A 23,828-nucleotide genomic window follows, 5' to 3' on the forward strand; every position below is an offset into this window, starting at 1 on the left:
ATCCACTCTATAAAAAGTCTAACTTTTTGGGGTCGCTACAATGGCTGTCGTTTTTTTATTTTCATGAATGTATTGAATTCTTAAAAGGAGAGGTTCCTTTTTCACCATAAGGATTTAAGTCGTGCTCATCTAAAGCAGTTAGTAATTCACCTAATGTTGTTGCATTTGGGTCAGTATCGCTATCCCAAGATTCGCCGGTACCTAGTTCAATTTGGCCTGATATAAAGGCTCCTTCTGGCATGACAAGAATAGTGGTTGCTTCTGTGAAATTTTCCTCTTCAAATATGGGTAACCAACATTCTGGAGATTTTTTAGCATCCTCAAGGGCAGCTTTAATGGTCGGATTTTCCTCGTTTACAGAAGGGGAGGTCCTTTCTGTTTCAGTAGTTACAATAGGCTCAGTAGCTTCAGAGATAGTAGCTGTTGTCGTGGTATCTTCTGCTAAAGCAGCTTTAGTTAATAAGCTTGAACTAATGAACAAAGTCCCTAATAGAAGAGGTACTGTCGTCGCTTTAAAAAAAGAGTGTTTTATTTTCATAATTTTGTTTCTCCTTTCTGATTACCAATTGCGGACGATATAATAAGAATTAGGCGCAGGGTTAAAAGAATAGTAGGTAGTTAGATTACCTGGCCCGGTAAAATACATCGAATAGCCAGGGGTCATGATAGTACCAAAACCAGTTCCTGTGTTGTATGTATCCCTGGCGTTGCGGGTTGTTCCTACCAAAGCTGATTCATTATAGGTTTGCCAACGTAGATAAGCACCTGTTCCACTCGCAGGCCTGAAATTGTAACCTGCAAAGCGCCAACCTCTTCCGCTAAAGTAATTGGATCTATATAATCCGTTATTTGGAACAGTGTAAGTTCCAGCCGCGGTAGTTGGAGCAGGTGAGCCTCTGCGAACTAAATCAGCACGATTGATTAAAGGTTTTGCTTCAACCATTTTTTTATATTCATTAGTAGTAATTGCTAAAGGGGAGGTCTCGGTATCAATCACAACGGGTTCTGGAAACAAGTTTGGATCATCAATTTCAAAAATTCCACCAGAGATAGCGGCACCGTCAGGTAAAACAACCACCCGTTCAGAATCGTCAAATTCCTCTGATTCTACAATTTTTCCGGGAATAAAATCAGCAGCATTTGCGTGTTCAGTAAATCCAACAACAACCAACAAAGAAAAGAATAACGATGAAGTGCTTAACAATGTTTTTTCATTTACAAAACTCCTAACTTTAAATAATATACTTGAACTCCAAGTATAATAATTATAGAATTTTAAAATAAAATAATCTAATTATTTTTATGTTATTTCATTTAAATAATTTCAATTGATTTCAATTATATTGATTTTCATGTTGTTAAATATAAATCATGAAATATAGATAGTATTCAATTGGGTTTGTTTTAATTTGAAACGTAGTATTTTTTATTTATATGTTTAAAATAGTTTTTTTAAAATATTTAATTTATATAATTAAAATGATTTTTCTTGAAAGGAATTAAAAAATAAGCATGAAAGTAATCATAATTGATCTCTTTCATGCTTATTGTCAGTTTAAAAGGTCATTCTTTCAATTCGATCGAACGCTTCCTTTAATAAATCTAAATTTTGTGTTGCGGCTAAACGAATGTACTCATCGCCTGTTGTTTCACCAAATGCTTTTCCAGGAATCACTAATACTTGTGTCTCTTTTAAAAGCTTTTCCACAAAAGGAACGGAAGTTAGTCCGGTTTTTTGAATGTTAATGAAGGCGTAAATACTTCCTTTGACTGGATGAAGCGAAAGGAAAGGAATCTTTGCTACTCGTTGTGCCACATACTCTAAACGTGTTTGGAACACTTCAACGATCGGGTCTACAAATTCGTCAAAATGTTGTAACGCATAGATTCCTGCTTGCTGTGACAACGTAGGCGCAGAATACGTAACGCCTTCATTAATTAATTTGGCTACTTCGTTAATATAGTCTGGGGCAATCATATAACCAATACGCCAGCCAGTCATTGCAAAGGCTTTTGAAAAGCTGCCAAAAGTGATAGTATTTTTTGGAGCAAACGTAGCCATGGGAGTAAACGTTTCTTGGAAACAAAAGGCTTCATAAACTTCATCTGAAAGAATGTATAAATTGTGTTCAATCGCTACCTGTGCGATTTCTCTGAAAGTTTCTTCAGAGAAAACAGCGCCTGTCGGGTTATTCGGTGAATTTAGAATAATCGCTTTGGTTTTAGGCGTGATTTTTTCTTTCAAAAGAGCTACATCAATTTGGAAACCATCTTCTTCATAGGTTGGCAAAAAGACCGGAACACCATCTGCTAAAAGGACTTGGTCTTTATAAGGAGAGAAGTAAGGTTCATGAATAATCACTTCATCTCCAGGATTTAGAATCACTTGTAAGGCAAGGTACATTCCGTGCAGAGCGCCAACTGTGGCCCGGACTTGATTCGGTTGAAAGGATAATTGATAATGTGACTGATAAAACTGAATGACCGCCTCAATGAATGCCTCGCTACCATCAGAAGCGGTATATTTTGTATGCCCATTTTTGGCATCGTTAGCTGCTTGTTCGATAATCCGCTCATCGGTAATTAAGTCAGGGTCACCAATCGATAAATCGATTAAATTTGGGGTCTTTTTCGCCAATGTTGCAATATCCATGAGTAAATTTTCAGTAGGTTGTTGGTAACGTGTTGCGATATTCTTGCGATCCATACCAGGTGCTCCTTTTTATAAAACTTTTCTTAGAAAATCTTGTGTTCTTGGGTTTTGTGGCGCATCAAAAATTTCTTCAGGTGTGCCTTCTTCTTGAATAATTCCTGCATCCATAAAAATGACACGGTCCGCAACTTCTTTTGCGAAGCCCATTTCATGGGTAACCACTACCATTGTCATCCCTTCAATAGCTAAATTTTTCATAACGGATAGCACTTCGCCCACCATTTCAGGGTCTAAGGCAGAAGTTGGTTCATCGAACAGCATCACGTCAGGACGCATGGCTAAAGCGCGAGCAATCGCTACCCGTTGTTGTTGCCCACCAGAAAGTTGAGCGGGATAATTTTCTTTTTTATCTGATAAACCAACTTGTTCCAGTAAAGAAAGAGCATGTTCTGTGGCTTCAGCAGCGGCTTCTTTTTTTACTTTAACAGGACTAATCGTTAAGTTTTCCAAGACATTTTTATGCGGGAAAAGATTGAAATTTTGGAATACCATTCCCATTTTTTGACGAAGTTGATCAATGTTGGTATTTTTATCTAATAAATTTTTTCCTTCAAATTCAACGCTGCCACCAGTTGGTGTTTCTAATAAGTTTAAGCAACGTAAAAAAGTACTTTTACCACTACCAGAAGGGCCAATAATTACGACAACTTCACCAGCTTCAATTTCTAAGTCAATTCCTTTAAGTACTTCATTTTTTCCGAATGTTTTCTGTAAGTTTTTAATGTTAATCACTAGTACTCATTCTCCTTTCAGCAACACCTAATAGACGCGAGATAGTAAAGGTTAGGACGAAATAAATCAACGATACAATTAAGTAAGGTAAGAAGGGTTTAAAACTTGCTCCTTGAACGTTGCCAGCTTGGAAAATTAGTTCCGAAACGCCAATGACTGAAACAACGGAAGATTCTTTAATTACTGTAACAAATTCATTGCCTAACGCTGGTAAAATATTTTTAATAGCTTGTGGGAAAATGATGTATCGCATTGCTTGATTTTGATTCATTCCCAAAGAACGAGCAGCTTCCAATTGTCCTTTATTAACTGCCTGAATACCAGCACGAATAATTTCTGCTACATATGCACCACTGTTTAGAGAAAGGGCAATACAACCAGCTGCTACTTTTGATAAGTCTAAACCAAGAACGCCTGTCCCGAAATAGACAATAAAAATTTGAACAAGCAAAGGAGTGCCACGAACATATTCAATATAAGCAATGGCAATGCCACGTAAAATTTTGGAATTGGCTAACTTCATTAAAGCAAGTAATGCCCCTAAAATGGCACCAAACAAAACACCAATGAAAGCTAGGAAAATGGTATAGCCTGCACCGTTAAGATAGAACTTTCCATACTTTTGTAAAAAGCTTTGATCTTTTTGGAACATTAATTGATTGGCTTCTTTTTTATAACCGTCCATTAATTTTTGATCATTAATTTGTTTAATAGAGGCATTTACTTTCTCCGTCAAAACGGGCGCATCTTTAGGAAAAGCAACGGCAGTATCTTTTGAGCCTTTTTCAAAGGTAACATCAGCAAAAGCTAAATCCTCATTTTGAGAAACATAGGCTTCGCCAACCGGTTCTTCCATAACGACTGCATCTAATTTATTATTTTTTAGATTCATAATTAAATCTGGAATTTTTTGAAGAGAAGTAGGGACAGCACCGGTTAATTCGGTTTTAATTAATTCTTCTTGTGTCGTTTGCTTTTGGGCACCTGCACGAACGCCTTCGAAATCTTTAGTGGAATGAAATTTATCTTTGTCTTCTTTCCGAACAATGACTCTTTGTTGAACGTTCATATATGGTTGAGAAAAAGCTACTTCTTTTAATCGTTCAGGCGTTGGCGACATGCCAGAGATGACCATGTCAATCTTGCCAGTTTTTAAGGCCCCTAACAGAGCATCGAAGCCTAGTTCTTCGATTTTTAATTTAACGCCTAAATCGTCGGCAATTTTTTGAGCAATAGAAATATCAAAACCGACAATTTTATCTTCACCATCTACTTTTGCATGAAATTCATAAGGGGCATAGTCTGCGGATAGGCCGACAACTAGTTCTCCCTTTTGGATGATTTTGTCATAGACTGGATCGTTTTCGGCTGCAAAAGTTTCTTTAATAGGTAATAATGAGAGCAACAAGAATAAAATTGGTAAAATCGTCTGTAGCCATTTTTTACATTTGGTCATTTGCGTAAACTCCTTTTTGTATTATTTTTATAAATATTCAAAAAAAGCGAATAAATGTATAAAAATTTATTGTGTTATGATGTGGTTTATCATATCATAGAATATGTAAAAGGAAAAGTAGTAGAGTTGAAAAAATACAACTTTTTCAAAAAAATTTTCAAAAGTCAAAAATGAAGGGGATTTTCAAGATGGAACAATCATTAATTGTGAGAGGGACACCACAAGAGTATCTTTGCGAAATTGGTTCGTGGGAATTATTAGAAGGACAACTATTATGCAGAAATATTCATCGTGTATTCATTTTACACGGGACTGAGTCATGGCAAGCGGCAAAACCGTATTTTCCGACGTTTCAAAAAGTAACAGCTGTTTTTGAAAACTATGGAGGTGTTTGTACAGATCAACGTGTGCAAGAGTTAGAAGCGCAAGTGCTGGACAATCATTTAGAGGCCATCGTCGCTGTCGGTGGAGGAAAAGTGGCCGACTTGGGCAAAGCCTTAGCACACAAAATGGCGTTACCGGTAATTATTTTGCCCACTTTAGCAGCTACTTGTGCACCGTGCACGCCATTGAGTGTAATGTATCGAGAAGATGGAGCAATGGAACGGTATGACGTTTTTCCGCAAGCAAACGCTTTGGTGTTGGTAGAACCAAGAGTGTTATTGCATTCGCCTCGGTCCTTAATGGTGGCAGGTATTGGGGATACATTAGCTAAATGGTACGAAGCAGATGCGATTATTTCGCAGTTAGACGTCCAAGTGTTACCTATTCAAGTTTCTCATTTTGCCGCGGAAAAATGCCGCGATATTTTGTTAAATGAAAGTATCAATGCTTTAAAAGCGATGGAAGAGCAACAATTAAATCAATCGTTTATTGATGTCATCGAAACAAATTTAATTATTGGTGGAATGGTGGGTGGCTTTGGCGATGATTATGGTCGGACAGCGGGTGCCCATTCCATTCATGATGCACTAACTTTGCTGCCAGCTAGCCATCAACAATTGCATGGAAACAAAGTGGCGTATGGTGTGTTTGTTCAATTAGCCATTGAAGAGAAATGGCAAGAAATCGCTGAATTGATTCCTTTCTATCACCAACTAGGTTTGCCTATTTCTTTAAAAGAAATGGACATGGACTTAACTGAAGCCGAGTATCAAGAAGTAGCAGAACGTGCTTGTATAGAAGGCGAAACGATTCATTATATGAAACAAAAAATTACCCCTGAAATTGTGAAAACAGCGATGCAAGATTTAGAAAAATATACAGCGACAAAATAAGTACCAAACAGCAACTAGTTCATTTGAATTATTTGAACTAGTTGCTGTTTTTTAAGGATCCTTTTTTGAAAAAAGAAACCTTGAGAAATCCTTGCAAATTCAATAAAAAAAAAGTATGATGATGGGAGGACAAATTATAGTAGAAAGTAGGGAAATGAATGACGGAACCAGCCATTCGTTATCGTTTAATCAAAAAAGATAAACACACAGGTGCGCGTTTAGGTGAATTAATTACTCCTCACGGCACATTTCCAACACCAATGTTTATGCCGGTAGGTACACTTGCGACAGTTAAAACAATGTCACCAGAAGAATTAAAAGAAATGGGTGCCGGTGTTATTTTAAGTAATACTTACCATTTATGGTTACGCCCAGGTGAAGATTTAGTCGAAGAAGCAGGCGGTTTACACAAATTTATGAACTGGGATCAACCTATTTTAACTGATTCAGGTGGCTTCCAAGTCTTCTCATTAAGTGATATGCGGAAAATCGAAGAAGAAGGTGTGCATTTTAGAAATCATTTAAATGGTTCAAAAATGTTCCTTTCTCCAGAAAAAGCGATCAATATTCAAAATAAATTAGGATCAGATATTATGATGAGCTTTGATGAATGTCCACCATTTGATGAAAGCTATGAGTATGTCAAACGCTCGATCGAACGGACTTCTCGTTGGGCTGAGCGTGGCTTAAAAGCCCATGCGAATCCTGATAGACAGGGATTATTCGGTATTGTTCAAGGTGCGGGATTTGAAGATTTACGTCGTCAAAGTGCTAAAGATTTAGTGAGTATGGATTTTCCTGGCTATTCGATTGGTGGCTTATCTGTTGGTGAGTCTAAGGAAGAAATGAACCGAGTCTTAGACTTTACGACACCGTTAATTCCAGAAAATAAACCACGTTACTTAATGGGTGTGGGTGCCCCTGATTCATTAATTGATGGAGTGATTCGTGGGATTGACATGTTTGATTGTGTGTTACCAACACGTATTGCGCGCAATGGTACTTGTATGACTTCACAAGGCCGCTTGGTTGTTAAAAATGCCCAATATGCAAGAGATTTTCGTCCGCTTGATGAGAAATGTGATTGTTATGTTTGTCGTAATTATACGCGGGCCTATATTCGTCATTTGATTAAATGTGATGAAACATTCGGAATCCGTTTAACATCGTATCATAATTTATACTTCTTGTTAGACTTAATGAAAAATGTCCGTCAAGCAATTATGGACGACAATTTATTAGAATTCCGACAAGCGTTTTTTGAAGAATATGGCTTTAATAAAGCGAATGCAAAAAGTTTCTAAAAATTAGAGGAAAAAACTAGTTCTTCAAGCATTTTTTTGATACAGTTAGTAGTGTGAATAATGCAGAGTGAGGTGAAACAAATGGGTGGCGGATTTACAATGATTTTTACATTAGTCCTTCTAGGAGGAATGATGTTTTTCATGACACGTTCTCAAAAGAAACAACAGCAAGAACGTCAAAAACAACTAAACGCAATGAAAACTGGCGATAGTGTTGTCACAATTGGTGGTTTACATGGTGTTTTAAGTGAAATCAACGAAAAAACAGTTTTAATCGATTGCGAAGGTATTGTCTTAGAATTTGACCGTGCAGCAATTCGAACTGTAACACCTGGAACTGCTGTTACAAATGATTCAGCAGTAACTAGTGTACCAGTCACAGAAGTTGAAGAGACAGTCACAGAAGAAGTAACTGAAGTTCCTGAAACATCAGATCCTTCAAAAGAAAAGAAAGACTAAACGAATCAACTGATTCATTTAATGGTTAAAGAGAGCGGAACAGGCTTTTCAAAGGCGAAACTGTGACCAGTAGTCACGCGAGAAAGCCAATAAGAAGAGATAATTCCTATTCCGCTCGTGTCGTTTATCTTAAAATGTAGGACTAGGAAGGTAGGTCATTTGGACTTACGTCCTAAGTCCTTTTTAACTATTAAGTTTACAAAAAAGGTTCCTTTTTATAATGTTGGAAGATAGTTAAATAGTGAGCAATCTTTCGCTTGGTTGGAAGGAGAAGAGCCCATGACAAAGGAAAAATTAAGTTGGTTACAACAAAAAATGCTCAATAAAAGTATTAAAAAGAAGTGCCAAAATTTTCGTGAACTAGGTTATTCTTCCATCAACGAAGAAGATTTATTGACTTATTTACTCACCTATCGTTGGAAAAAACAAACCCATTTATCTGTCAAAGACTGTCGTAAAGACATTCAGAAGGTTAAGCCAAATGAATTTTTTGACTATCAACAATTATTGGCACAGACATCAAAAAAACCTTTAAGGGACTGGCATGATATTGAAGACTTATTCTAGAAAAAAGAATAGGTCTTTTTTTTGAGATAAAAAAATTATAAATAGTTGTGAAAAATATCACAAAAACTATTTACAAGATCCATTTTATGTTGTATGATGTGAATGTGAAATAGTTAACAAAGTTTTTTTAAAATGAAACTCTTAGGAGGATGAACATGGTTAAAACAGTAAAAAAAGAAAAGACAGAAACAGTTGATGTTTCATCAATGATTGATGAATTAGCAACAAAAGCGAATGTCGCTTTAAAAGCAATGGAAGATTTTACACAAGAACAAGTAGATCACATTGTCCATCAAATGGCAATGGCGGCGTTAGACCAACATATGCCTTTAGCAAAAATGGCTGTCGAAGAAACTGGCCGTGGAATCTATGAAGATAAAGCAATCAAAAATATGTATGCATCTGAATACATTTGGAATAATATTAAACATGATAAAACAGTGGGTGTAATTAACAAAGACGAACAAACCGGTTTAATGGAAATTGCTGAGCCAGTTGGCGTGGTATGTGGGGTCACACCAACAACAAACCCAACGTCAACAACTATTTTTAAATCACTAATTGCCTTAAAAACAAGAAATCCAATTGTTTTTGCTTTCCATCCTAGCGCACAAAAATGTTCGGCAGAAGCGGCACGTATTGTACGGGATGCGGCGATTGCAGCAGGTGCACCAGAAAATTGTATTCAATGGATTGAACAACCATCGATTGATGCAACATCTGCTTTGATGAATCATCCAGGGATTGCCATTGTTTTAGCAACTGGTGGCGCAGGTATGGTAAAATCTGCATACTCAACAGGTAAACCAGCACTAGGCGTTGGTCCTGGGAACGTACCAGCTTATATTGAAAAAACGGCTAAAGTAAAACGTGCTGTTAATGATTTAATTGTTTCAAAATCATTTGATAATGGAATGATTTGTGCTTCTGAGCAAGCGGTCATTGTGGATAAAGAAATTTATGCTTCTGTCAAAGCTGAGTTTGAAGCACACAATGTTTACTTCGTGAAACCGAATGAATTACAAAAACTAGAAGATGCAGTGATGAATGAAGGCAAATACGCAGTAAATCCAGCGATTGTCGGTAACTCTGCAGAAAAAATTGCTGAATTAGCAGGAATTAGCGTACCAAAAGGCACAAAAATTTTAGTCGCTGAATTAGAAGGTGCAGGTCCAGAATATCCATTATCAAGAGAAAAATTATCGCCAGTTTTAGCAATGATGAAATCAAACAATGCAGAGCATGCTTTTGAACTATGTGAAGCGATGTTAAACTTAGGTGGTTTAGGACATACAGCAGTAATTCATACAGAAGATGAAGAGTTACAAGTTGCTTTTGGTTTACGTATGAAAGCTTGTCGTATTTTAGTGAATACTCCATCAGCAGAAGGCGGTATCGGTAACATTTATAACGAAATGATTCCATCCTTAACACTTGGTTGTGGTTCATACGGGAAAAACTCTGTTTCTAAAAACGTATCAGCCATTAACTTAATTAATATTAAAACGGTAGCGAAACGGAGAAATAATATGCAATGGTTTAAATTACCTCCAAAAATTTTCTTTGAAAAAAATTCTTTACAATATCTACAAAAAATGGAAAATGTTGAACGTGTCATGTTAGTTTGTGACCCAGGTATGGTTCAATTTGGCTATGCAGATATCGTACGTAAAGAGCTACAAAAACGTAAAAATGATGTGAAAATCGAAGTATTTTCTGATGTTGAACCAAACCCATCAACAAATACTGTTTATGCAGGTACCAAAATGATGGTTGATTTCCAACCAGATACAGTGATTGCCTTGGGTGGCGGTTCTGCAATGGATGCGGCGAAAGGCATGTGGATGTTCTATGAACACCCAGATACAGAGTTCTTTGGTGCAAAACAAAAATTCTTAGATATCCGCAAACGGACATATAAAATTGCCAAACCAGAAAAAACACAATTTGTTTGTATCCCAACTACTTCAGGAACTGGTTCAGAAGTTACACCATTTGCCGTTATTACTGATAGTGAAACACACGTGAAATATCCGTTAGCAGACTATGCGTTAACACCAGATGTAGCGATTGTTGATCCACAGTTCGTAATGTCTGTGCCAGCTTCAGTCACTGCAGATACAGGTATGGATGTTTTAACACATGCTATTGAATCTTATGTTTCCGTGATGGCTTCAGATTACACACGTGGTTTAAGTTTACAAGCAATCAAGTTAGTTTTCGATCATTTAGAAAATTCAGTGAAACGTCCAGATATGGAATCTCGCGAAAAAATGCATAATGCATCAACCATGGCAGGGATGGCATTTGCCAATGCATTCTTAGGTATTTGTCACTCTATTGCTCATAAAATTGGTGGGGAATATGGCATTCCACATGGTCGTACAAATGCGATTTTATTACCACATATTATTCGTTACAATGCGAAAGATCCATCAAAACACGCAATGTTCCCTAAATATGATTACTTCCGCGCCGATACTGATTATGCAGACATTGCAAAATTCTTAGGCTTAAAAGGAAATACTACCGCAGAATTAGTAGAAGCTTTAGCAACAGCAGTAGCAGACTTAGGTAAATCAGTCGGAATTGACATGAACTTGAAAGCCCAAGGTGTCTCACAAGAAACATTAGACACAACGGTTGATCGTATGGCAGAACTTGCATATGAAGACCAATGTACAACTGCAAATCCGAAAGAACCATTAATTAGTGAACTAAAACAAATTATCTTAGATGCTTATGTAGGATAAAAGAACTCAAATAAAGAGACCAGAACATTAATGTTCTGGTCTCTTTAACGTTTTGCGAAAACAGTGCTGTCGATACCACGGTTATGACACCAATTAACTAAAACTGGATCGAGGATAAGTGCGGTACTCGTCAATTCTTCTGTCGTCTTTTTTCCTAAAAGAGTATAAAGCATTTTCACTTCTTCTTGCCATTGCTGTACAAGGGCTAAGGTATTTTCTAAACCATTTTTACTCATAAGGGAAGCTAAGATAGTCCCAGCAACTCCCATGCTTTTGGCACCTAAAGCGAGTCCTTTGACAATATCAAGAGAGTTACGCACACCGCCAGAGCCGAGAATAGTTAGTTTCTTTTGCCAATTTTGTGATTCCAGAAGAGAGATAACCGTTGATTGCCCCCAATCATCTAAGAAAGAAAGTTCGCGTTTTTTCCGCCGGGCATTTTCAATTTGTGTAAAACTCGTTCCGCCTTGGCCGCTCACATCCGCTGCTTGAACGCCGATAGAGGTGAGTTTTTCTAAGGTTTCTTGGCTCATGCCAAAGCCAACCTCTTTGACAATGACAGGCACTTCAACGGCCTGTACGATAGCTTCAATCTTGGTTAGCCAATTAGTGAAATCACGATCTCCTTCAGGCATGACCAATTCTTGGGGCACATTTACATGGATTTGTAAGGCATTCGCTTGAAATAAATCAAGCGCTCGCTTTGCTTCTTCCACACCCAAACCTGCACCAATATTGGCAAAAATGAGTCCATCTGGGTTTTCTTTTCGCATAATTTGATACGTATCCGCTAAACTAGCATCTTTTAACGCTGCCGAGACAGATCCTGTCGCAACTAAAAGGCCAGTTTCTTTGCCAATAATGCCTAATTGCTGATTAATTTCTTTTGCACGCTGACTACCACCTGTCATTGCATTGACATAAAAAGGTTGGGGAAGCTGAAAAGAAAGAAACGAAGTGGAAATATCCACTTCGTTAACAGCGGATTCAGCAAACGATTGGTGAACAAAACGCACACGATCAAAGTCATTACTTTTTTCTTTGTGGAACGCTTTAGCTAATGATAGATGTTCATCTTTTCGATTCATGCTTCTCCTTACACTCCTTTTGACCATAGGTATAGACGTGAAGTGGCAGTGGGGTAATTCCGTCTTTTTCCCAAGCAGTCATTAATGGTAAAATCCCAGATTTTTGGCGGAAAATTACAATCCCACAATCGCCCCCGCCAGCGCCAGAAGATTTCGCAGCTCCTGTATAAGATTCAGCCAAATCACAAAGATTTTTCAAGGCTTCTGTTTCGATTACCACACCAGTTAGTGAAGATAATTCGGCGAGCAATTGGCGATTTTTAGTAATTTGTTTTTGAATAACAGAAATTTTTCCTGTGTTAAAGCCATTAATCATTGTTTCGACACAAAGCCGACTTTTCATTAAGAACTGCTCATAAGCCGCTTGTTTTTCTTCTTTTGATTGATGGACTCGATCAACTAAGTCAGAAGTGGACGCAGGGCTACCTGTCCAACCAATTAGTAAACGTAGTTGTTTCGGTACTTTTAACGGAAAAATCATTAATTCAGGCCAGTCCATTGCTAACAAATCAGTTAATGTTTCAGTGGCTACTTTTTGGTTGACCCAATCATGATCGAAGGTTGAAAAGGCAATCCAGCCCCCGTAACAGCTGGCAGCGATATCTCCACAGGAACCATTTCCTTGAACGGCTAAGTGAGCTAATGCTGATAATTTGAAAATTTCCTCATTTTCCAAACCTAAATCATAAAAAATATTCAAGGCTTTGACAGTTCCAACGGTTACCGCACCGCTTGAACCAAGACCATATTTTCGTCCATTTGAACTATCTAATTCACTCGTCACTTTTAAATGATAAAATGACAATTCTTTGTTTTGCTCTTGCGCATATTTTTCAGTTAGATGAATCGCCGCTAAAACATAATGAAAAGGATTTTCGCGAATATCTAATACAAGCTCACCATTTCGGCGTGTCCAACGAATAGGTAACGAGCTGTATTGTGCAGATTGAATACTGCCTTCATCTGTTGTTTCTTCGACAGTTACAGTTACGAATTGATCCACAGCAACGATAATGGCAGGGTGGCCAGGTTCAACAACGGCATATTCTCCTGCAATAAATAACTTTCCTGGCGTAGTAACTTCAATCATGCTTATTTATCCATTCCTTTCGTTTCAAACAATTCAATTCCGGGACCAGCAAAAGCTGGGACTAACTGCTCTTTTGAAAAATGTTCACTTAAAAATGTTTTTAATGCTTCTAAGTTTTTCTTTTCGACTAAGACCTTGACATTCGGACCTGCATCCATTGTAAAGTAGCAAGGAATTCCTTTGGCCCGTGCTTGGCGAACTAAAGCCATCGCTTGTAAGCTGCCTGGGGACCAGTAAGTAAATGGCGGGACAGCGCCTAAGGTTGTTCCATGCATCCTTAACCCATTGGCTTCAATGATTTCTCCTAAACGAGGGAAGTCTTTTGTTTTAATTGCTTCATGAACTTGGGATAAATCTTTTTCCACATTGTCCAACCAACCTTGATAAAAGCTAGAAGTTTCTACTGTTCGTTTCATTCCATCACGGCTGGAAACATCTTTTTCGCCATCGTTAATTAAGATAAAGAGCATGGCCAATTCGTTTTCCCAATTATTGGCTGGAATATTTTCAGCAAATGAAGTTTCATCAGAGTGGCCTTTGTTCCATTGAGCAAAACCACCAAAAATGCTGCGACAAGCAGAACCTGAACCACGTCGCGCTAAACGTGATAAGTCTTTTGCTGAAAGATTTAATCCTAAGGCTACGTTACAGGCCCCTGCTAAAGCAGCTAGACCACTCGCTGAAGAAGCCAAACCAGCTGCAGTAGGCACAAAATTTTGACTTTCTACTTTTGCAAACCAAGTACAATCGGCTTGTTGACGAACAAGGTTCAAAAATTCTTTGACTTTTTTTGTTTGTTTTTCGTTTTGCAAGATACCATCTAAAATAAATACATCTTCTGAATAATGGGCATCAAATGTCACAGTTGTTTCTGTGTAAAAGGCATCTAATGTTAATGATAAACTACTATTCATTGGTAAAATGTATTCTTCATTGGCTTTTCCCCAATATTTAATCAGAGCAATATTTGTATGCGCTCGTGCTTTTCCTGAAAGCATTACTTTTTCACCTCTAATGATTGAATCCATGTAGCAACAGCTCCATTTTCTTCTAAAGTCTGTGCAATGGTTTGTGCGGTCTTTTTATTATCTGTTAAGGCAATCATACAGCCACCGCGACCGCCGCCGGTTAATTTTGCTCCTAGAGCGCCATGTTCTAAAGAGAGAGCCACTAGTCGATCCAGCATATCGTTGCTGACGGATAATTGCTGGAGTTGCTCTTGCGCTAACGTCATTAGCTGACCTAATTTTTGTTTATCATCTTGTAAAATCGCTTGCTTTGCTTCTTTAGTAAAAGAACCTAATTGTTTCATTGTTTCAGCGATTGCGGTGGGATTATTTTGAGCTAGCTGCGCAATGTCTTTCACGGCTTCACGTGTTTGACCTTTAATTCCCGTATCAGCTACTACTAAGTAGGCATTAGATAAATTCATCGAGAAATGTGTGGGCGGAAATCCTCTAGTAAAAAATAATGGATCAGCGCCGCTTGTTGCTGCGGCATCGATACCACTAGGATTGCCATGAGCAATTTTCTCACTTAAAGAAACAAGCTCAAACAATTCTTGATATGTATAAGCGTAATCAAAATAATCAAAAAGGCTTCGAACGATGGCCACAGCGGTTGCTGCGCTTGAACCCATTCCTCGTTCAGCGGGAATCGTACTTGTTAAGGTCAAAGTGCCTTTAACTGTATCTTCCTTTAAAAAATGTAAGGTTTGCTGAACAACTTCCTTGATATTTGCTAGCTCTTGGGGCACGTCTTCAAGCAATCCTGTAAAATATGCACAATCAATCTGCATAGTTTTTGCCGGGGTAAAGACGGCTGTGATTTCTGTCGCTTGAAAAGGAAAGGCGATTGCTGGTTCGCCGTAAACAACGGCGTGTTCTCCCATTAAAATGATTTTTCCCGTCGCTTGACCGAGGCCTTGTTTTTTTATATTCATTCACTGACATTCCTTTTGAGTAGAATCGAGTATAGGACAAAAGACGTTCTTGGATTAGAAGAACGTTTGTCATAATCTCTTCATGATTTATAGGAAATGATTCCAAAAGTTTCTCTTGTTCCAAAAAAAGAGATTGCTTAACCTAAGATAGTTTACCTAAAAATAAGGCACAAGTAAAATGGTTCCGTTGGTTTTTCCAAAAAATTAATAACAATTTAATAAGAAAGAACCGACAGAACCAGTTATTCGGCTATTTTTTTAAAATTTTCTTAGGTAATCACCAAACCAAGGGCACTTGCTAAATAAATGGCTTGTTCAGGGGTGACTTTAAGACCTGATAAATAGTTTGGCGAGAAAGTCAAGCGTTCAAAGGTGTTTTGGGAAAAATCCAATCCTTTTAAAGAAGTATTTAGCCAATTACTTTCGGTTAAATCGCAAGCTTCTAGAAGGAGTTTCTTCCAGGTGACCTCGAAAAATTCACTTTCGACTAAACGAGTCTGATTAAAGTGAACAAGATTAAAATTTGCAAAACGAAAAGAAGCATAATCGGCTTTGCAATCCTCAAACAGACAATCTTTTAAATAGCTATCTGCAAAATTCGTTCCTGTCAAATTGCAACGAAGGAAAGTCACTCGATGAAAACTGCCAGACAGCCATTCGACGTTAGAAAAATCGCAAGCTTCAAAACGAACATTACTACAATCAAAAGAAGCAAACTGGCCATTTGCTAATGAAAGATGATCGAAAACAGCATCCCGAAAGACTAAGTTACGAACTTCTTGATTCGGTAAATCAATCTGCTGATACAAATGACTTTCTAAGATTGCCTCATCTTCTAATTGACAGTTCGTTAATAGAGGAAGTTGTTCTGGTAGATTTGGTGGCAAGGGATAAGTTATTTTCATAAAACGCCTCTTTCTTCTTGTTGATTTTCAAAGGTTTCATCAATTGAGTAGGCCCGATTATAGAAACGTAGCGCAGTTGTGAAAACATAAGCGCCGGCAAAACCAAGTAAACTACCTAACACAATCCCGACTAATCGATAGTTTAAAAGATTACTAATGACTTGCTGTCGTGCAAGATTTGATAATAATAAGGACATCGGGGTAATAAAAAAGCTGGCAATCGCATAGTTTCTGTTAATGAATCCTTCAAAAGCTGCATATAGAATACTAATGATACCGATTGTTTGTAAAGGTGTAAAGGGAATCATTAATAAAATTGCAGAAAGCAACAAACCAAGACTCGTACCTAGAATCCGTTGAACATTTCGCTGCATCACAGAATGTAAATTTTCCCCTTGTAAAATGGCTGCGCAAGTAAACGTCATCCAATAAGCGTTGACTAAATGAAGCGATTGACTTAAATAAGCCGCTAAAAATAAAATGGCCGCATAATGCAAAGCATCTAATAAAGAAGCGGGATCAATATAAAGTCGTTCTTGAAGAGACATCCGTTTTTGAAAAACGTAGGGGCGCTTGTCGATGAAATGAAGCACAATGCCCATGATAATGCCGGTCACTACTCCTAAAAGAACAAAACTGGCCATGATGGGAATCTTATGTAAAGGAAAATTGTTGCTTGTTCCCATTGCGGTTGACATGATAACTAACAAAGCACCAGGCTTCTCAATGCCATACAATCTAAAAAGTAAGCGTGCAAAAAAAGCGACGATGGCAATTGTAATAGGAATCAACCAAGGTACATGGTGACTTAGCATTCCTAAGCTGTTGCCCAGAACAATAAAAAAGCCAACAATATTCAGTCTGCGCAATAATTGAGGCAAAGGAAGCGGCTGATAATAAATAAACGTATAAATGCCCATCGAGCCAAAGGTCCCAATGAGTAAATTATTGGAAAAATAACCAATTAATAATGGAATTGCCATACAAATTGCGACACCAACTAACCGAAATAATTCGTCATTTGCTTTATCAATAGCAAACAAATCCTTTAAAAACGTAGAATTTTTCATATTTTGTCACTCCTTTACTTCCTAATTTACCATAATGTTTAGAAAACTGACAAAAGAATTGCAATAAAAGACAGGAAGAAAAAGAGTGGTTTCTGATAGGAAGAGAAGAAAAATTAAAAAAAGTTAACATTTTGACTTGCAATTTTAATATGAAAAATGTAAGATATATTCCATAGCAATAAATAATTATTAAATTCTGATTTTTCAGAAAATACAGATTGTATTATTTTAGGAGGCAACACTATGAAATTGAAAAAGTCATTAACATTCGGTGTGATTACATTATTTAGCGTAACAACTTTAGCGGCTTGTGGAGGCGGCGGAACGTCAGATAGCTCAAGCGCGTCTGGTGGCGGTAAGGCAAGTGGCGAACAAGTTTTACGTGTCACAGAACAACAAGAAATGCCAACAGCTGATTTATCACTAGCAACAGACAGAATTAGTTTTATTGCATTAAATAATGTATATGAAGGAATTTATCGTTTAGACAAAGATAACAAAGTCCAACCTGCAGGTGCAGCGGAAAAAGCAGAAGTTTCTGAAGATGGACTAACATACAAAATTAAATTAAATAAAGATGCAAAATGGTCAGACGGTAAACCAGTGACTGCTAATGACTATGTTTACGGATGGCAACGAACAGTTGATCCAGCGACAGCTTCTGAATATGCTTATCTGTATGCCTCTGTAAAAAATGGTGATGCCATTGCTAAAGGGGAAAAAGATAAATCAGAATTAGGAATTAAAGCAGTCAGTGATACAGAATTAGAAATCACTTTAGAAAAAGCAACACCATACTTTGATTACTTATTAGCTTTCCCATCATTCTTCCCGCAACGTCAAGATATTGTGGAAAAATATGGTAAAAATTATGCATCAAACAGCGAAAGTGCTGTCTACAATGGTCCATTCGTCTTAGACGGCTTTGATGGTCCTGGTACAGATACAAAATGGTCATTCAAGAAAAACGATCAATATTGGGATAAAGACACAGTGAAACTGGACTCAGTAGATGTGAATGTCGTGAAAGAATCACCAACCGCGTTGAACTTGTTCCAAGATGGTCAAACAGACGATGTCGTTCTTTCTGGTGAATTAGCCCAACAAATGGCCAATGACCCAGCTTTTGTTAGTCAAAAAGAAGCATCAACACAATATATGGAACTAAATCAACGTGATGAAAAATCACCATTTAGAAATGCGAACTTACGTAAAGCAATTTCTTACTCAATCGACCGTAAAGCGTTAGTTGAATCAATCTTAGGGGATGGTTCTATCGAGCCAAACGGTTTAGTACCAGCAGATATGGCAAAAGACCCAAGTGGCGGCAAAGACTTTGCTAAAGAAGCAGGTAGTCAAATTGAATATGATACGAAAAAAGCTAAAGAATACTGGGAAAAAGCGAAAAAAGAATTGGGGATTTCAACCTTAACAATGGATATTCTTTCTTCAGATGCAGATTCTTCTAAGAAAACAGTTGAATTTGTTCAAGGGTCAATTCAAGATGCTTTAGATGGTGTGAAGGTAACGGTTAGTCCGGTTCCATTCTCTGTTCGTTTAGATCGTTCAAACAAAGGCGACTTTGATGCAGTAATCGGTGGTTGGAGTGCTGACTATGCTGATCCAAGTAGTTTCTTAGACTTATTTGCTTCAGATAACTCATATAACCGTGGACGTTATAACAATCCAGAGTTTGACAAGTTCGTGAAAGCTGCAAGTAGTGCAGATGCGACAGATCCTGAAAAACGTTGGGATGATATGTTAAATGCAGAGAAAACGATTATGGGAGACATGGGTGTGGTACCATTATTCCAAAAATCAGAAGCGCATTTACGTGCTGAAAAAGTCAAAGATGTCGCAGTTCATCCTGCTGGCGCAACGTATGACTACAAATGGGCATACATTTCAGAATAACCTGACAAAAGATCGATAGCAAACAAAAAAGGACCTTTGCCATGGAATAAAAGGCAACGGTCCTCTTGCTATCTTGTCTTAGACCAAGTAAAATAGTAGAAAGCCTAAAGACAGAATCAGTAAGATTCCCCCAGTTTTTAGCCAGAAAGAGCGATGTGCATCGCCAATGACTGAAAGCGGGATAAACTCTTTCGGTTCATTTTTCTTTTTAAAACGAAACGCGTTTTTCATTGAGCGCTGAAAGTTATCGAAAAAGCCAGAGGACATAATCCATAAAGCAATGCCGATAATTAAAAAGAAAAGCGAAACGATAAAGAAGGTATCTGATAATGAGGAGGTAGTGATAGGTTCTTTACTTATTAATAAGTAAAGAAAAATGCCGATACTGGAAATAACGGCTGTAATAATTGGCCATTTAAAAGTTTTCATGTGTTCACCCTATCTATTATTGTGGTCTATCTAGTCATTACTTTAACGAAAATAACTGAGGAAGTCAAAAAAATCTCGGAGGTGTCATTATTGAATAGTTTTGGAAAATATTTTCTTAAACGGATCTTTTTCATGATTATCACTTTGTGGTTAATCGCAACGATTACGTTTTTCTTAATGCAATTATTACCAGGTACGCCTTATACCAACCAAGAAAAACTTAGTCCAGAAACAATCGCTATGTTGAATAAACAATCTGGCTTAGATAAACCAGTGATTGTTCAATACGGAATTTACTTAAAGAACCTGGTAACGGGAGACTTTGGTATTTCATTCCAATTTAAAAACCAACCTGTTGCTAAGTTATTAGCTGGTCGAATTGGGCCGTCCCTTCAACTGGGAGGACAAGCGATTATCTTTGGTACGTTAGTCGGTATTTTATTGGGGATTATCGCAGCGATGCGTCAAAATACTTGGGTAGATACGTTGGCAACATTGTTAGCCATTTTAGGTCGTTCTATTCCAAACTTTGTTTTCGCGGTATTATTACAATACATTTTTGCAATGAAATTAAGAATCTTACCAATTGCTATGTGGAATGGTTTTGCCTACACAATTTTACCAACTATTGCCTTGGCAATGAGTCCAATGGCCGATTCGGCTAGGTTTATTCGAACCGAGATGGTAGAGGTCTTGCATAGTGATTATGTCGAATTAGCCAAAGCAAAAGGCTTGAGTCGCTGGCAAGTTGCATTCCGCCACGGGTTAAGAAACAGTTTAATTCCATTGATTACCTTATTAGGACCTTTAGCCGTTGGTTTAATGACAGGTTCTTTAGTAGTAGAAAATATTTTTGCCATCCCTGGAATTGGGGAACAGTTTGTAAAATCAATTATGACAAACGACTATCCAACAATTATGGCAGTAACTATTTTGTATTCAACAATGTTAGTTGTTGTAATTCTGATTGTTGACTTACTTTATGGTTTAATTGATCCAAGAATTCGCGTATCAGGAGGTGCAAAAGGCTAATGGAAACAGTCAATAAAAATAATCTACCACAAGCGATTAAAGATATTCCGGCAGATGAGTTTCAGCCTCTAAACACTTCAACTCTAAAAGAAAGAGAACGTATTGCCACACCGTCTTTAAGTTTCTTACAAGACTCATGGCGTCGTTTGAAAAAGAATAAAGCTGCAGTTATCTCAATGAGTTTCTTAGCAGTTATTATCTTTATCTCTATTATTACCATTTGGGTTTCACCACATAACCCAACGAAACAAAATGTTTCTTACATTAACTTACCACCACGAATTCCTGGCTTGGAAAGCGTGAATGGTTTAAATGGTAAAACAACAGTTGCTGGTCAATTAGTTGATAAATATGCACAAGCAAACGTTCCAGATAATGTAAACTTTTATCTAGGAACAGATGGTTTAGGTCGTGATGTCCTAAGTCGTTTATTTATGGGAACACGTATTTCCTTATTAATTGCGTTTATTGCGGCAATTCTAGATATTACGATTGGGGTAACGTATGGACTGATTTCCGGGTTAGTCGGCGGTCGTGTCGATACAGTAATGCAACGTATTTTAGAAGTTCTTTCTGGTATTCCTAACTTAGTTGTTATGATCTTGATGCTAACAGTCTTTGATCCAGGGATTGTTTCGATTGTTTTAGCCATGGTTATTACAAACTGGATATCAATGGCCAGGATTGTGCGAGCCCAGACCATGAAACTAAAAGACCAAGAGTTTGTCATGGCAGCAGAAACATTGGGCGAATCTCGTTGGAAAATTGCTATTAAACATATTTTACCGAATATCTCAAGTGTTATTATTGTCCAAATGATGTTCAGTATCCCATCGGCAATTTTCTTTGAAGCGTTCCTAAGTTTTATTGGGTTAGGCTTACGTCCACCAACCGCATCTTTAGGAACCTTGTTAAACGAAGGATACAAAACTTTCCGTTTCCTTCCATATTTAATGTGGATTCCAGCGGCAACACTTTCAGTTATCATGATTTGTTTCAACTTGTTAGCTGATGGTTTACGTGACGCATTTGATCCTAAGATGAAAGAGTAAGAGTGGTGAATGACTATGGAAAAAGTATTAGAAGTTAAAGACTTAAGAATCTCCTTTGATACATTTGCAGGTAAAGTCAACGCCATTCGTGGTGTGAGTTTTGATCTTTATAAAGGTGAAACGTTAGCCATCGTAGGTGAATCAGGGAGTGGTAAATCTGTTACAACCCGCAGTATTATGCGTTTGTTGAGCAGTAATGCCAATATTGATAACGGGGAAATTTTGTTTAAAGGGCAAGATATTGTTCATAAAACAGAAAAACAAATGCAAGCCATTCGTGGTAAAGAAATCGCAATGATTTTCCAAGATCCGATGACTTCATTAGACCCAACGATGCCAATTGGCAAACAAGTGGCGGAATCATTAATCAAACATAATAAAGTCTCAAAAAAAGAAGGCTTAGCGCAAGCATTAGAATTACTAAAATTAGTCGGCATTCCTAATGCTGAAAAACGTTTGAAAAACTATCCACACCAATTTTCTGGTGGACAACGTCAACGGATTGTCATTGCAATTGCTTTAATTTGTTATCCAGAAGTTCTAATTGCAGATGAACCAACTACAGCGTTGGATGTAACCATCCAAGCACAAATTTTAGAGTTATTAAAAGATTTACAAGAAAAAATTAGCACTTCGATTATTTTCATTACCCATGATTTAGGGGTAGTAGCGAACGTGGCTGACCGTGTTGCTGTCATGTACGGTGGACGTCTGGTTGAAGTGGGAACAGCAGAAGAAATTTTCTATAATCCACAACATCCATATACTTGGGGACTTTTAGGGTCAATGCCAACGATGGAAGGAACAGAAGACAAACTTTATGCGATTCCAGGTTCACCTCCAGATTTATTAGATCCACCAACTGGAGATGCCTTCTATCCACGGAATGAGTTTGCTTTAAAAATTGATACAGAAAAAGAACCACCTTATTTTGAAGTATCACCGACACACAAAGCAGCAACGTGGTTATTAGCACCACAAGCACCAAAAGTTACGCCTCCAGCAGAGATTGTTCGTCGTTGGGCAATTTATGCAGAGCGTCAAAAAAATCCAGGAGGTAGTAATTAATGGCAGAAGAGAAAAAAGTCCTATTAGAAGTCACTGGTTTGAAACAGTATTTCAATGTTGGTCGTAAAGACGAAGTAAAAGCCATTGATGACATTAGTTTTCATATTTATGAAGGCGAAACCTTTGGATTAGTTGGCGAATCAGGAAGTGGAAAATCAACAACTGGTCGCAGTGTCATTCGTTTATATGATCCAACTGCTGGTGAAATTCTTTTCGATGGAAAAGACATTAGCAAAATTAAATCAAAAGCGGACATGCAAGCATTCCGCCGCGATGTTCAAATGATCTTCCAAGATCCATATGCTTCATTGAATCCAAGAATGAAAGTCAATGATATTATTGCTGAAGGAATCGATGTCAATGGATTAGCTAAAACACCAAAAGAGCGGGAAGAAAAAGTCAATGAACTTTTAAAAACGGTGGGCTTAAATCCAAGTCACAGTACGCGTTATCCTCATGAGTTTTCTGGTGGGCAACGTCAACGGATCGGGATTGCTCGTGCTTTAGCGGTTAATCCACGTTTCATTATCTGTGATGAGCCGATTTCGGCTTTGGATGTGTCGATTCAAGCCCAAGTAGTAAACTTATTACAAGATTTACAAAAAGAACAAGGCTTAACTTACTTGTTTATCGCACATGACTTATCGATGGTAAAACATATCAGTGACCGAATTGGCGTAATGCACAGTGGGAAATTATTGGAAATGGGCACAAGTGATGATGTCTATAATTTTGGCGTTCATCCTTATACAGAAAGTTTGCTTTCTGCGATTCCATTACCAGATCCAGACTATGAACGCACACGTAAACGGATCGTTTACCAGCCTGCAGCGGCAGATGGGAAAGATCGTGAGCTCCGTGAAATTCTCAATGGACACTATGTTTATTGTGCTGAAGACGAAGTTGCAATGTACCGTGAAAAAATTGAAGAGAAGAAAAGAAAAGCTGGTTTATAACCAGCTTCTTTTCTAACTATC

The 23,828-nt window shown here is 37.7% G+C and carries 22 protein-coding genes; 10 read left to right on the forward strand and 12 right to left on the reverse strand.

Going from position 1 to position 23,828, the window contains the following annotated elements; translation table 11 throughout:
* Positions 1 to 61: 61 nt before the first annotated feature.
* The 5 genes from HMPREF2810_RS09515 to HMPREF2810_RS09535 form a co-directional block, all read right to left on the reverse strand.
* Positions 62 to 538, reverse strand: a complete 477-nt coding sequence (locus tag HMPREF2810_RS09515; RefSeq protein WP_002383333.1) for a hypothetical protein — start codon at positions 536 to 538, stop codon at positions 62 to 64.
* Between the two features lie 21 nt (positions 539 to 559).
* A complete protein-coding gene (locus tag HMPREF2810_RS09520) occupies positions 560 to 1,204 on the reverse strand; it encodes a hypothetical protein (protein WP_010715063.1) in 645 nt (214 codons plus the stop codon).
* 351 nt (positions 1,205 to 1,555) lie between these two features.
* Positions 1,556 to 2,707, reverse strand: a complete 1,152-nt coding sequence (locus HMPREF2810_RS09525; protein ID WP_002383335.1) for a pyridoxal phosphate-dependent aminotransferase — start codon at positions 2,705 to 2,707, stop codon at positions 1,556 to 1,558.
* Positions 2,708 to 2,722: 15 nt separating this feature from the next.
* Positions 2,723 to 3,445 carry an amino acid ABC transporter ATP-binding protein gene (locus HMPREF2810_RS09530; RefSeq protein WP_002355769.1) on the reverse strand — a complete coding sequence of 241 codons (723 nt, stop codon included), beginning with the start codon at positions 3,443 to 3,445 and terminating at the stop codon, positions 2,723 to 2,725.
* On the reverse strand, positions 3,438 to 4,901 hold the full coding sequence (locus HMPREF2810_RS09535) for an ABC transporter substrate-binding protein/permease (RefSeq protein WP_002355770.1): 1,464 nt from the start codon (positions 4,899 to 4,901) through the stop codon (positions 3,438 to 3,440). The genes HMPREF2810_RS09530 and HMPREF2810_RS09535 overlap by 8 nt, the downstream gene beginning before the upstream one ends.
* A 170-nt stretch (positions 4,902 to 5,071) precedes the next feature.
* On the opposite strand from HMPREF2810_RS09535, the gene HMPREF2810_RS09540 reads away from it, so the two are divergent.
* The 5 genes from HMPREF2810_RS09540 to adhE all read left to right on the forward strand — a co-directional run bounded on the left by HMPREF2810_RS09540 (position 5,072) and on the right by adhE (position 11,261).
* Entirely contained in the window at positions 5,072 to 6,178 is a 1,107-nt protein-coding gene (locus HMPREF2810_RS09540; protein WP_002376081.1) for an iron-containing alcohol dehydrogenase family protein, read from the forward strand.
* A gap of 158 nt (positions 6,179 to 6,336) precedes the next feature.
* Positions 6,337 to 7,482 carry a tRNA guanosine(34) transglycosylase Tgt gene (gene tgt, locus HMPREF2810_RS09545; protein WP_002355772.1) on the forward strand — a complete coding sequence of 382 codons (1,146 nt, stop codon included), beginning with the start codon at positions 6,337 to 6,339 and terminating at the stop codon, positions 7,480 to 7,482.
* A gap of 60 nt (positions 7,483 to 7,542) precedes the next feature.
* Positions 7,543 to 7,941 (forward strand): preprotein translocase subunit YajC, encoded by a 399-nt coding sequence (gene yajC / locus HMPREF2810_RS09550; RefSeq protein WP_002383336.1) that lies wholly within the window; start codon positions 7,543 to 7,545, stop codon positions 7,939 to 7,941.
* Between the two features lie 261 nt (positions 7,942 to 8,202).
* Positions 8,203 to 8,508 carry a post-transcriptional regulator gene (locus HMPREF2810_RS09555; RefSeq protein WP_002383337.1) on the forward strand — a complete coding sequence of 102 codons (306 nt, stop codon included), beginning with the start codon at positions 8,203 to 8,205 and terminating at the stop codon, positions 8,506 to 8,508.
* A gap of 155 nt (positions 8,509 to 8,663) precedes the next feature.
* Positions 8,664 to 11,261 carry a bifunctional acetaldehyde-CoA/alcohol dehydrogenase gene (gene adhE, locus HMPREF2810_RS09560; RefSeq protein ID WP_002388933.1) on the forward strand — a complete coding sequence of 866 codons (2,598 nt, stop codon included), beginning with the start codon at positions 8,664 to 8,666 and terminating at the stop codon, positions 11,259 to 11,261.
* A gap of 44 nt (positions 11,262 to 11,305) precedes the next feature.
* Here the strand turns inward: adhE and fni are convergent, their stop codons facing one another.
* From fni to HMPREF2810_RS09590, 6 genes are all read right to left on the reverse strand, one after another.
* Positions 11,306 to 12,349: a type 2 isopentenyl-diphosphate Delta-isomerase gene (gene fni / locus HMPREF2810_RS09565; protein ID WP_002383340.1), complete on the reverse strand. Its 1,044-nt coding sequence runs from the start codon at positions 12,347 to 12,349 to the stop codon at positions 11,306 to 11,308.
* Positions 12,333 to 13,439, reverse strand: coding sequence for a phosphomevalonate kinase (locus HMPREF2810_RS09570; RefSeq protein WP_002355777.1), 1,107 nt, complete (start codon positions 13,437 to 13,439; stop codon positions 12,333 to 12,335). Before HMPREF2810_RS09570 ends, fni begins: the two co-directional genes overlap by 17 nt.
* A 2-nt stretch (positions 13,440 to 13,441) precedes the next feature.
* Positions 13,442 to 14,437, reverse strand: coding sequence for a diphosphomevalonate decarboxylase (gene mvaD / locus HMPREF2810_RS09575; protein WP_002355778.1), 996 nt, complete (start codon positions 14,435 to 14,437; stop codon positions 13,442 to 13,444).
* Positions 14,437 to 15,381, reverse strand: coding sequence for a mevalonate kinase (gene mvk, locus HMPREF2810_RS09580; RefSeq protein WP_002383342.1), 945 nt, complete (start codon positions 15,379 to 15,381; stop codon positions 14,437 to 14,439). Before mvk ends, mvaD begins: the two co-directional genes overlap by 1 nt.
* Before the next feature lie 269 nt (positions 15,382 to 15,650).
* Positions 15,651 to 16,286 carry a pentapeptide repeat-containing protein gene (locus HMPREF2810_RS09585; protein WP_002383343.1) on the reverse strand — a complete coding sequence of 212 codons (636 nt, stop codon included), beginning with the start codon at positions 16,284 to 16,286 and terminating at the stop codon, positions 15,651 to 15,653.
* Positions 16,283 to 17,356, reverse strand: coding sequence for an FUSC family protein (locus HMPREF2810_RS09590; RefSeq protein WP_002383344.1), 1,074 nt, complete (start codon positions 17,354 to 17,356; stop codon positions 16,283 to 16,285). Before HMPREF2810_RS09590 ends, HMPREF2810_RS09585 begins: the two co-directional genes overlap by 4 nt.
* 243 nt (positions 17,357 to 17,599) lie before the next feature.
* On the opposite strand from HMPREF2810_RS09590, the gene opp1A reads away from it, so the two are divergent.
* Positions 17,600 to 19,270, forward strand: a complete 1,671-nt coding sequence (opp1A, locus tag HMPREF2810_RS09595; RefSeq protein ID WP_002381303.1) for an oligopeptide ABC transporter substrate-binding protein Opp1A — start codon at positions 17,600 to 17,602, stop codon at positions 19,268 to 19,270.
* Between the two features lie 78 nt (positions 19,271 to 19,348).
* Here the strand turns inward: opp1A and HMPREF2810_RS09600 are convergent, their stop codons facing one another.
* Positions 19,349 to 19,699, reverse strand: coding sequence for a DUF3899 domain-containing protein (locus tag HMPREF2810_RS09600; RefSeq protein WP_002355784.1), 351 nt, complete (start codon positions 19,697 to 19,699; stop codon positions 19,349 to 19,351).
* Positions 19,700 to 19,789: 90 nt separating this feature from the next.
* On the opposite strand from HMPREF2810_RS09600, the gene opp1B reads away from it, so the two are divergent.
* Genes opp1B through opp1F form a run of 4 tightly spaced genes read left to right on the forward strand, consistent with a single transcriptional unit; the run spans position 19,790 to position 23,807 of the window.
* On the forward strand, positions 19,790 to 20,731 hold the full coding sequence (gene opp1B, locus HMPREF2810_RS09605; protein ID WP_002381304.1) for an oligopeptide ABC transporter permease Opp1B: 942 nt from the start codon (positions 19,790 to 19,792) through the stop codon (positions 20,729 to 20,731).
* A complete protein-coding gene (opp1C, locus tag HMPREF2810_RS09610; protein ID WP_002355787.1) occupies positions 20,731 to 21,783 on the forward strand; it encodes an oligopeptide ABC transporter permease Opp1C in 1,053 nt (350 codons plus the stop codon). Before opp1B ends, opp1C begins: the two co-directional genes overlap by 1 nt.
* A 9-nt stretch (positions 21,784 to 21,792) precedes the next feature.
* Positions 21,793 to 22,851, forward strand: a complete 1,059-nt coding sequence (gene opp1D, locus HMPREF2810_RS09615; protein ID WP_002355794.1) for an oligopeptide ABC transporter ATP-binding protein Opp1D — start codon at positions 21,793 to 21,795, stop codon at positions 22,849 to 22,851.
* Entirely contained in the window at positions 22,851 to 23,807 is a 957-nt protein-coding gene (opp1F, locus tag HMPREF2810_RS09620; protein WP_002355795.1) for an oligopeptide ABC transporter ATP-binding protein Opp1F, read from the forward strand. Before opp1D ends, opp1F begins: the two co-directional genes overlap by 1 nt.
* Positions 23,808 to 23,828: the final 21 nt, after the last annotated feature.

The sequence above is a fragment of the Enterococcus sp. HMSC078F03 genome (assembly GCF_001811595.1).
Taxonomy (GTDB): Bacteria; Bacillota; Bacilli; order Lactobacillales; family Enterococcaceae; genus Enterococcus; species Enterococcus faecalis.

What these genes read in the sequence shown, in the direction of transcription:
- HMPREF2810_RS09600 (WP_002355784.1), bottom strand. Translation starts at nt 19,699, where the DNA reads ATGAAAACTTTTAAATGGCCAATTATTACAGCCGTTATTTCCAGTATC.
- mvaD (WP_002355778.1), bottom strand. Translation starts at nt 14,437, where the DNA reads ATGCTTTCAGGAAAAGCACGAGCGCATACAAATATTGCTCTGATTAAA.
- mvk (WP_002383342.1), bottom strand. Translation starts at nt 15,381, where the DNA reads ATGAATATAAAAAAACAAGGCCTCGGTCAAGCGACGGGAAAAATCATT.
- opp1C (WP_002355787.1), top strand. Translation starts at nt 20,731, where the DNA reads ATGGAAACAGTCAATAAAAATAATCTACCACAAGCGATTAAAGATATT.
- yajC (WP_002383336.1), top strand. Translation starts at nt 7,543, where the DNA reads ATGCAGAGTGAGGTGAAACAAATGGGTGGCGGATTTACAATGATTTTT.
- HMPREF2810_RS09590 (WP_002383344.1), bottom strand. Translation starts at nt 17,356, where the DNA reads ATGAAAAATTCTACGTTTTTAAAGGATTTGTTTGCTATTGATAAAGCA.
- tgt (WP_002355772.1), top strand. Translation starts at nt 6,337, where the DNA reads ATGACGGAACCAGCCATTCGTTATCGTTTAATCAAAAAAGATAAACAC.
- HMPREF2810_RS09525 (WP_002383335.1), bottom strand. Translation starts at nt 2,707, where the DNA reads ATGGATCGCAAGAATATCGCAACACGTTACCAACAACCTACTGAAAAT.
- adhE (WP_002388933.1), top strand. Translation starts at nt 8,664, where the DNA reads ATGGTTAAAACAGTAAAAAAAGAAAAGACAGAAACAGTTGATGTTTCA.
- HMPREF2810_RS09515 (WP_002383333.1), bottom strand. Translation starts at nt 538, where the DNA reads ATGAAAATAAAACACTCTTTTTTTAAAGCGACGACAGTACCTCTTCTA.
- opp1F (WP_002355795.1), top strand. Translation starts at nt 22,851, where the DNA reads ATGGCAGAAGAGAAAAAAGTCCTATTAGAAGTCACTGGTTTGAAACAG.
- HMPREF2810_RS09570 (WP_002355777.1), bottom strand. Translation starts at nt 13,439, where the DNA reads ATGATTGAAGTTACTACGCCAGGAAAGTTATTTATTGCAGGAGAATAT.
- HMPREF2810_RS09535 (WP_002355770.1), bottom strand. Translation starts at nt 4,901, where the DNA reads ATGACCAAATGTAAAAAATGGCTACAGACGATTTTACCAATTTTATTC.
- fni (WP_002383340.1), bottom strand. Translation starts at nt 12,349, where the DNA reads ATGAATCGAAAAGATGAACATCTATCATTAGCTAAAGCGTTCCACAAA.
- opp1D (WP_002355794.1), top strand. Translation starts at nt 21,793, where the DNA reads ATGACTATGGAAAAAGTATTAGAAGTTAAAGACTTAAGAATCTCCTTT.
- HMPREF2810_RS09585 (WP_002383343.1), bottom strand. Translation starts at nt 16,286, where the DNA reads ATGAAAATAACTTATCCCTTGCCACCAAATCTACCAGAACAACTTCCT.
- HMPREF2810_RS09540 (WP_002376081.1), top strand. Translation starts at nt 5,072, where the DNA reads ATGAAGGGGATTTTCAAGATGGAACAATCATTAATTGTGAGAGGGACA.
- opp1A (WP_002381303.1), top strand. Translation starts at nt 17,600, where the DNA reads ATGAAATTGAAAAAGTCATTAACATTCGGTGTGATTACATTATTTAGC.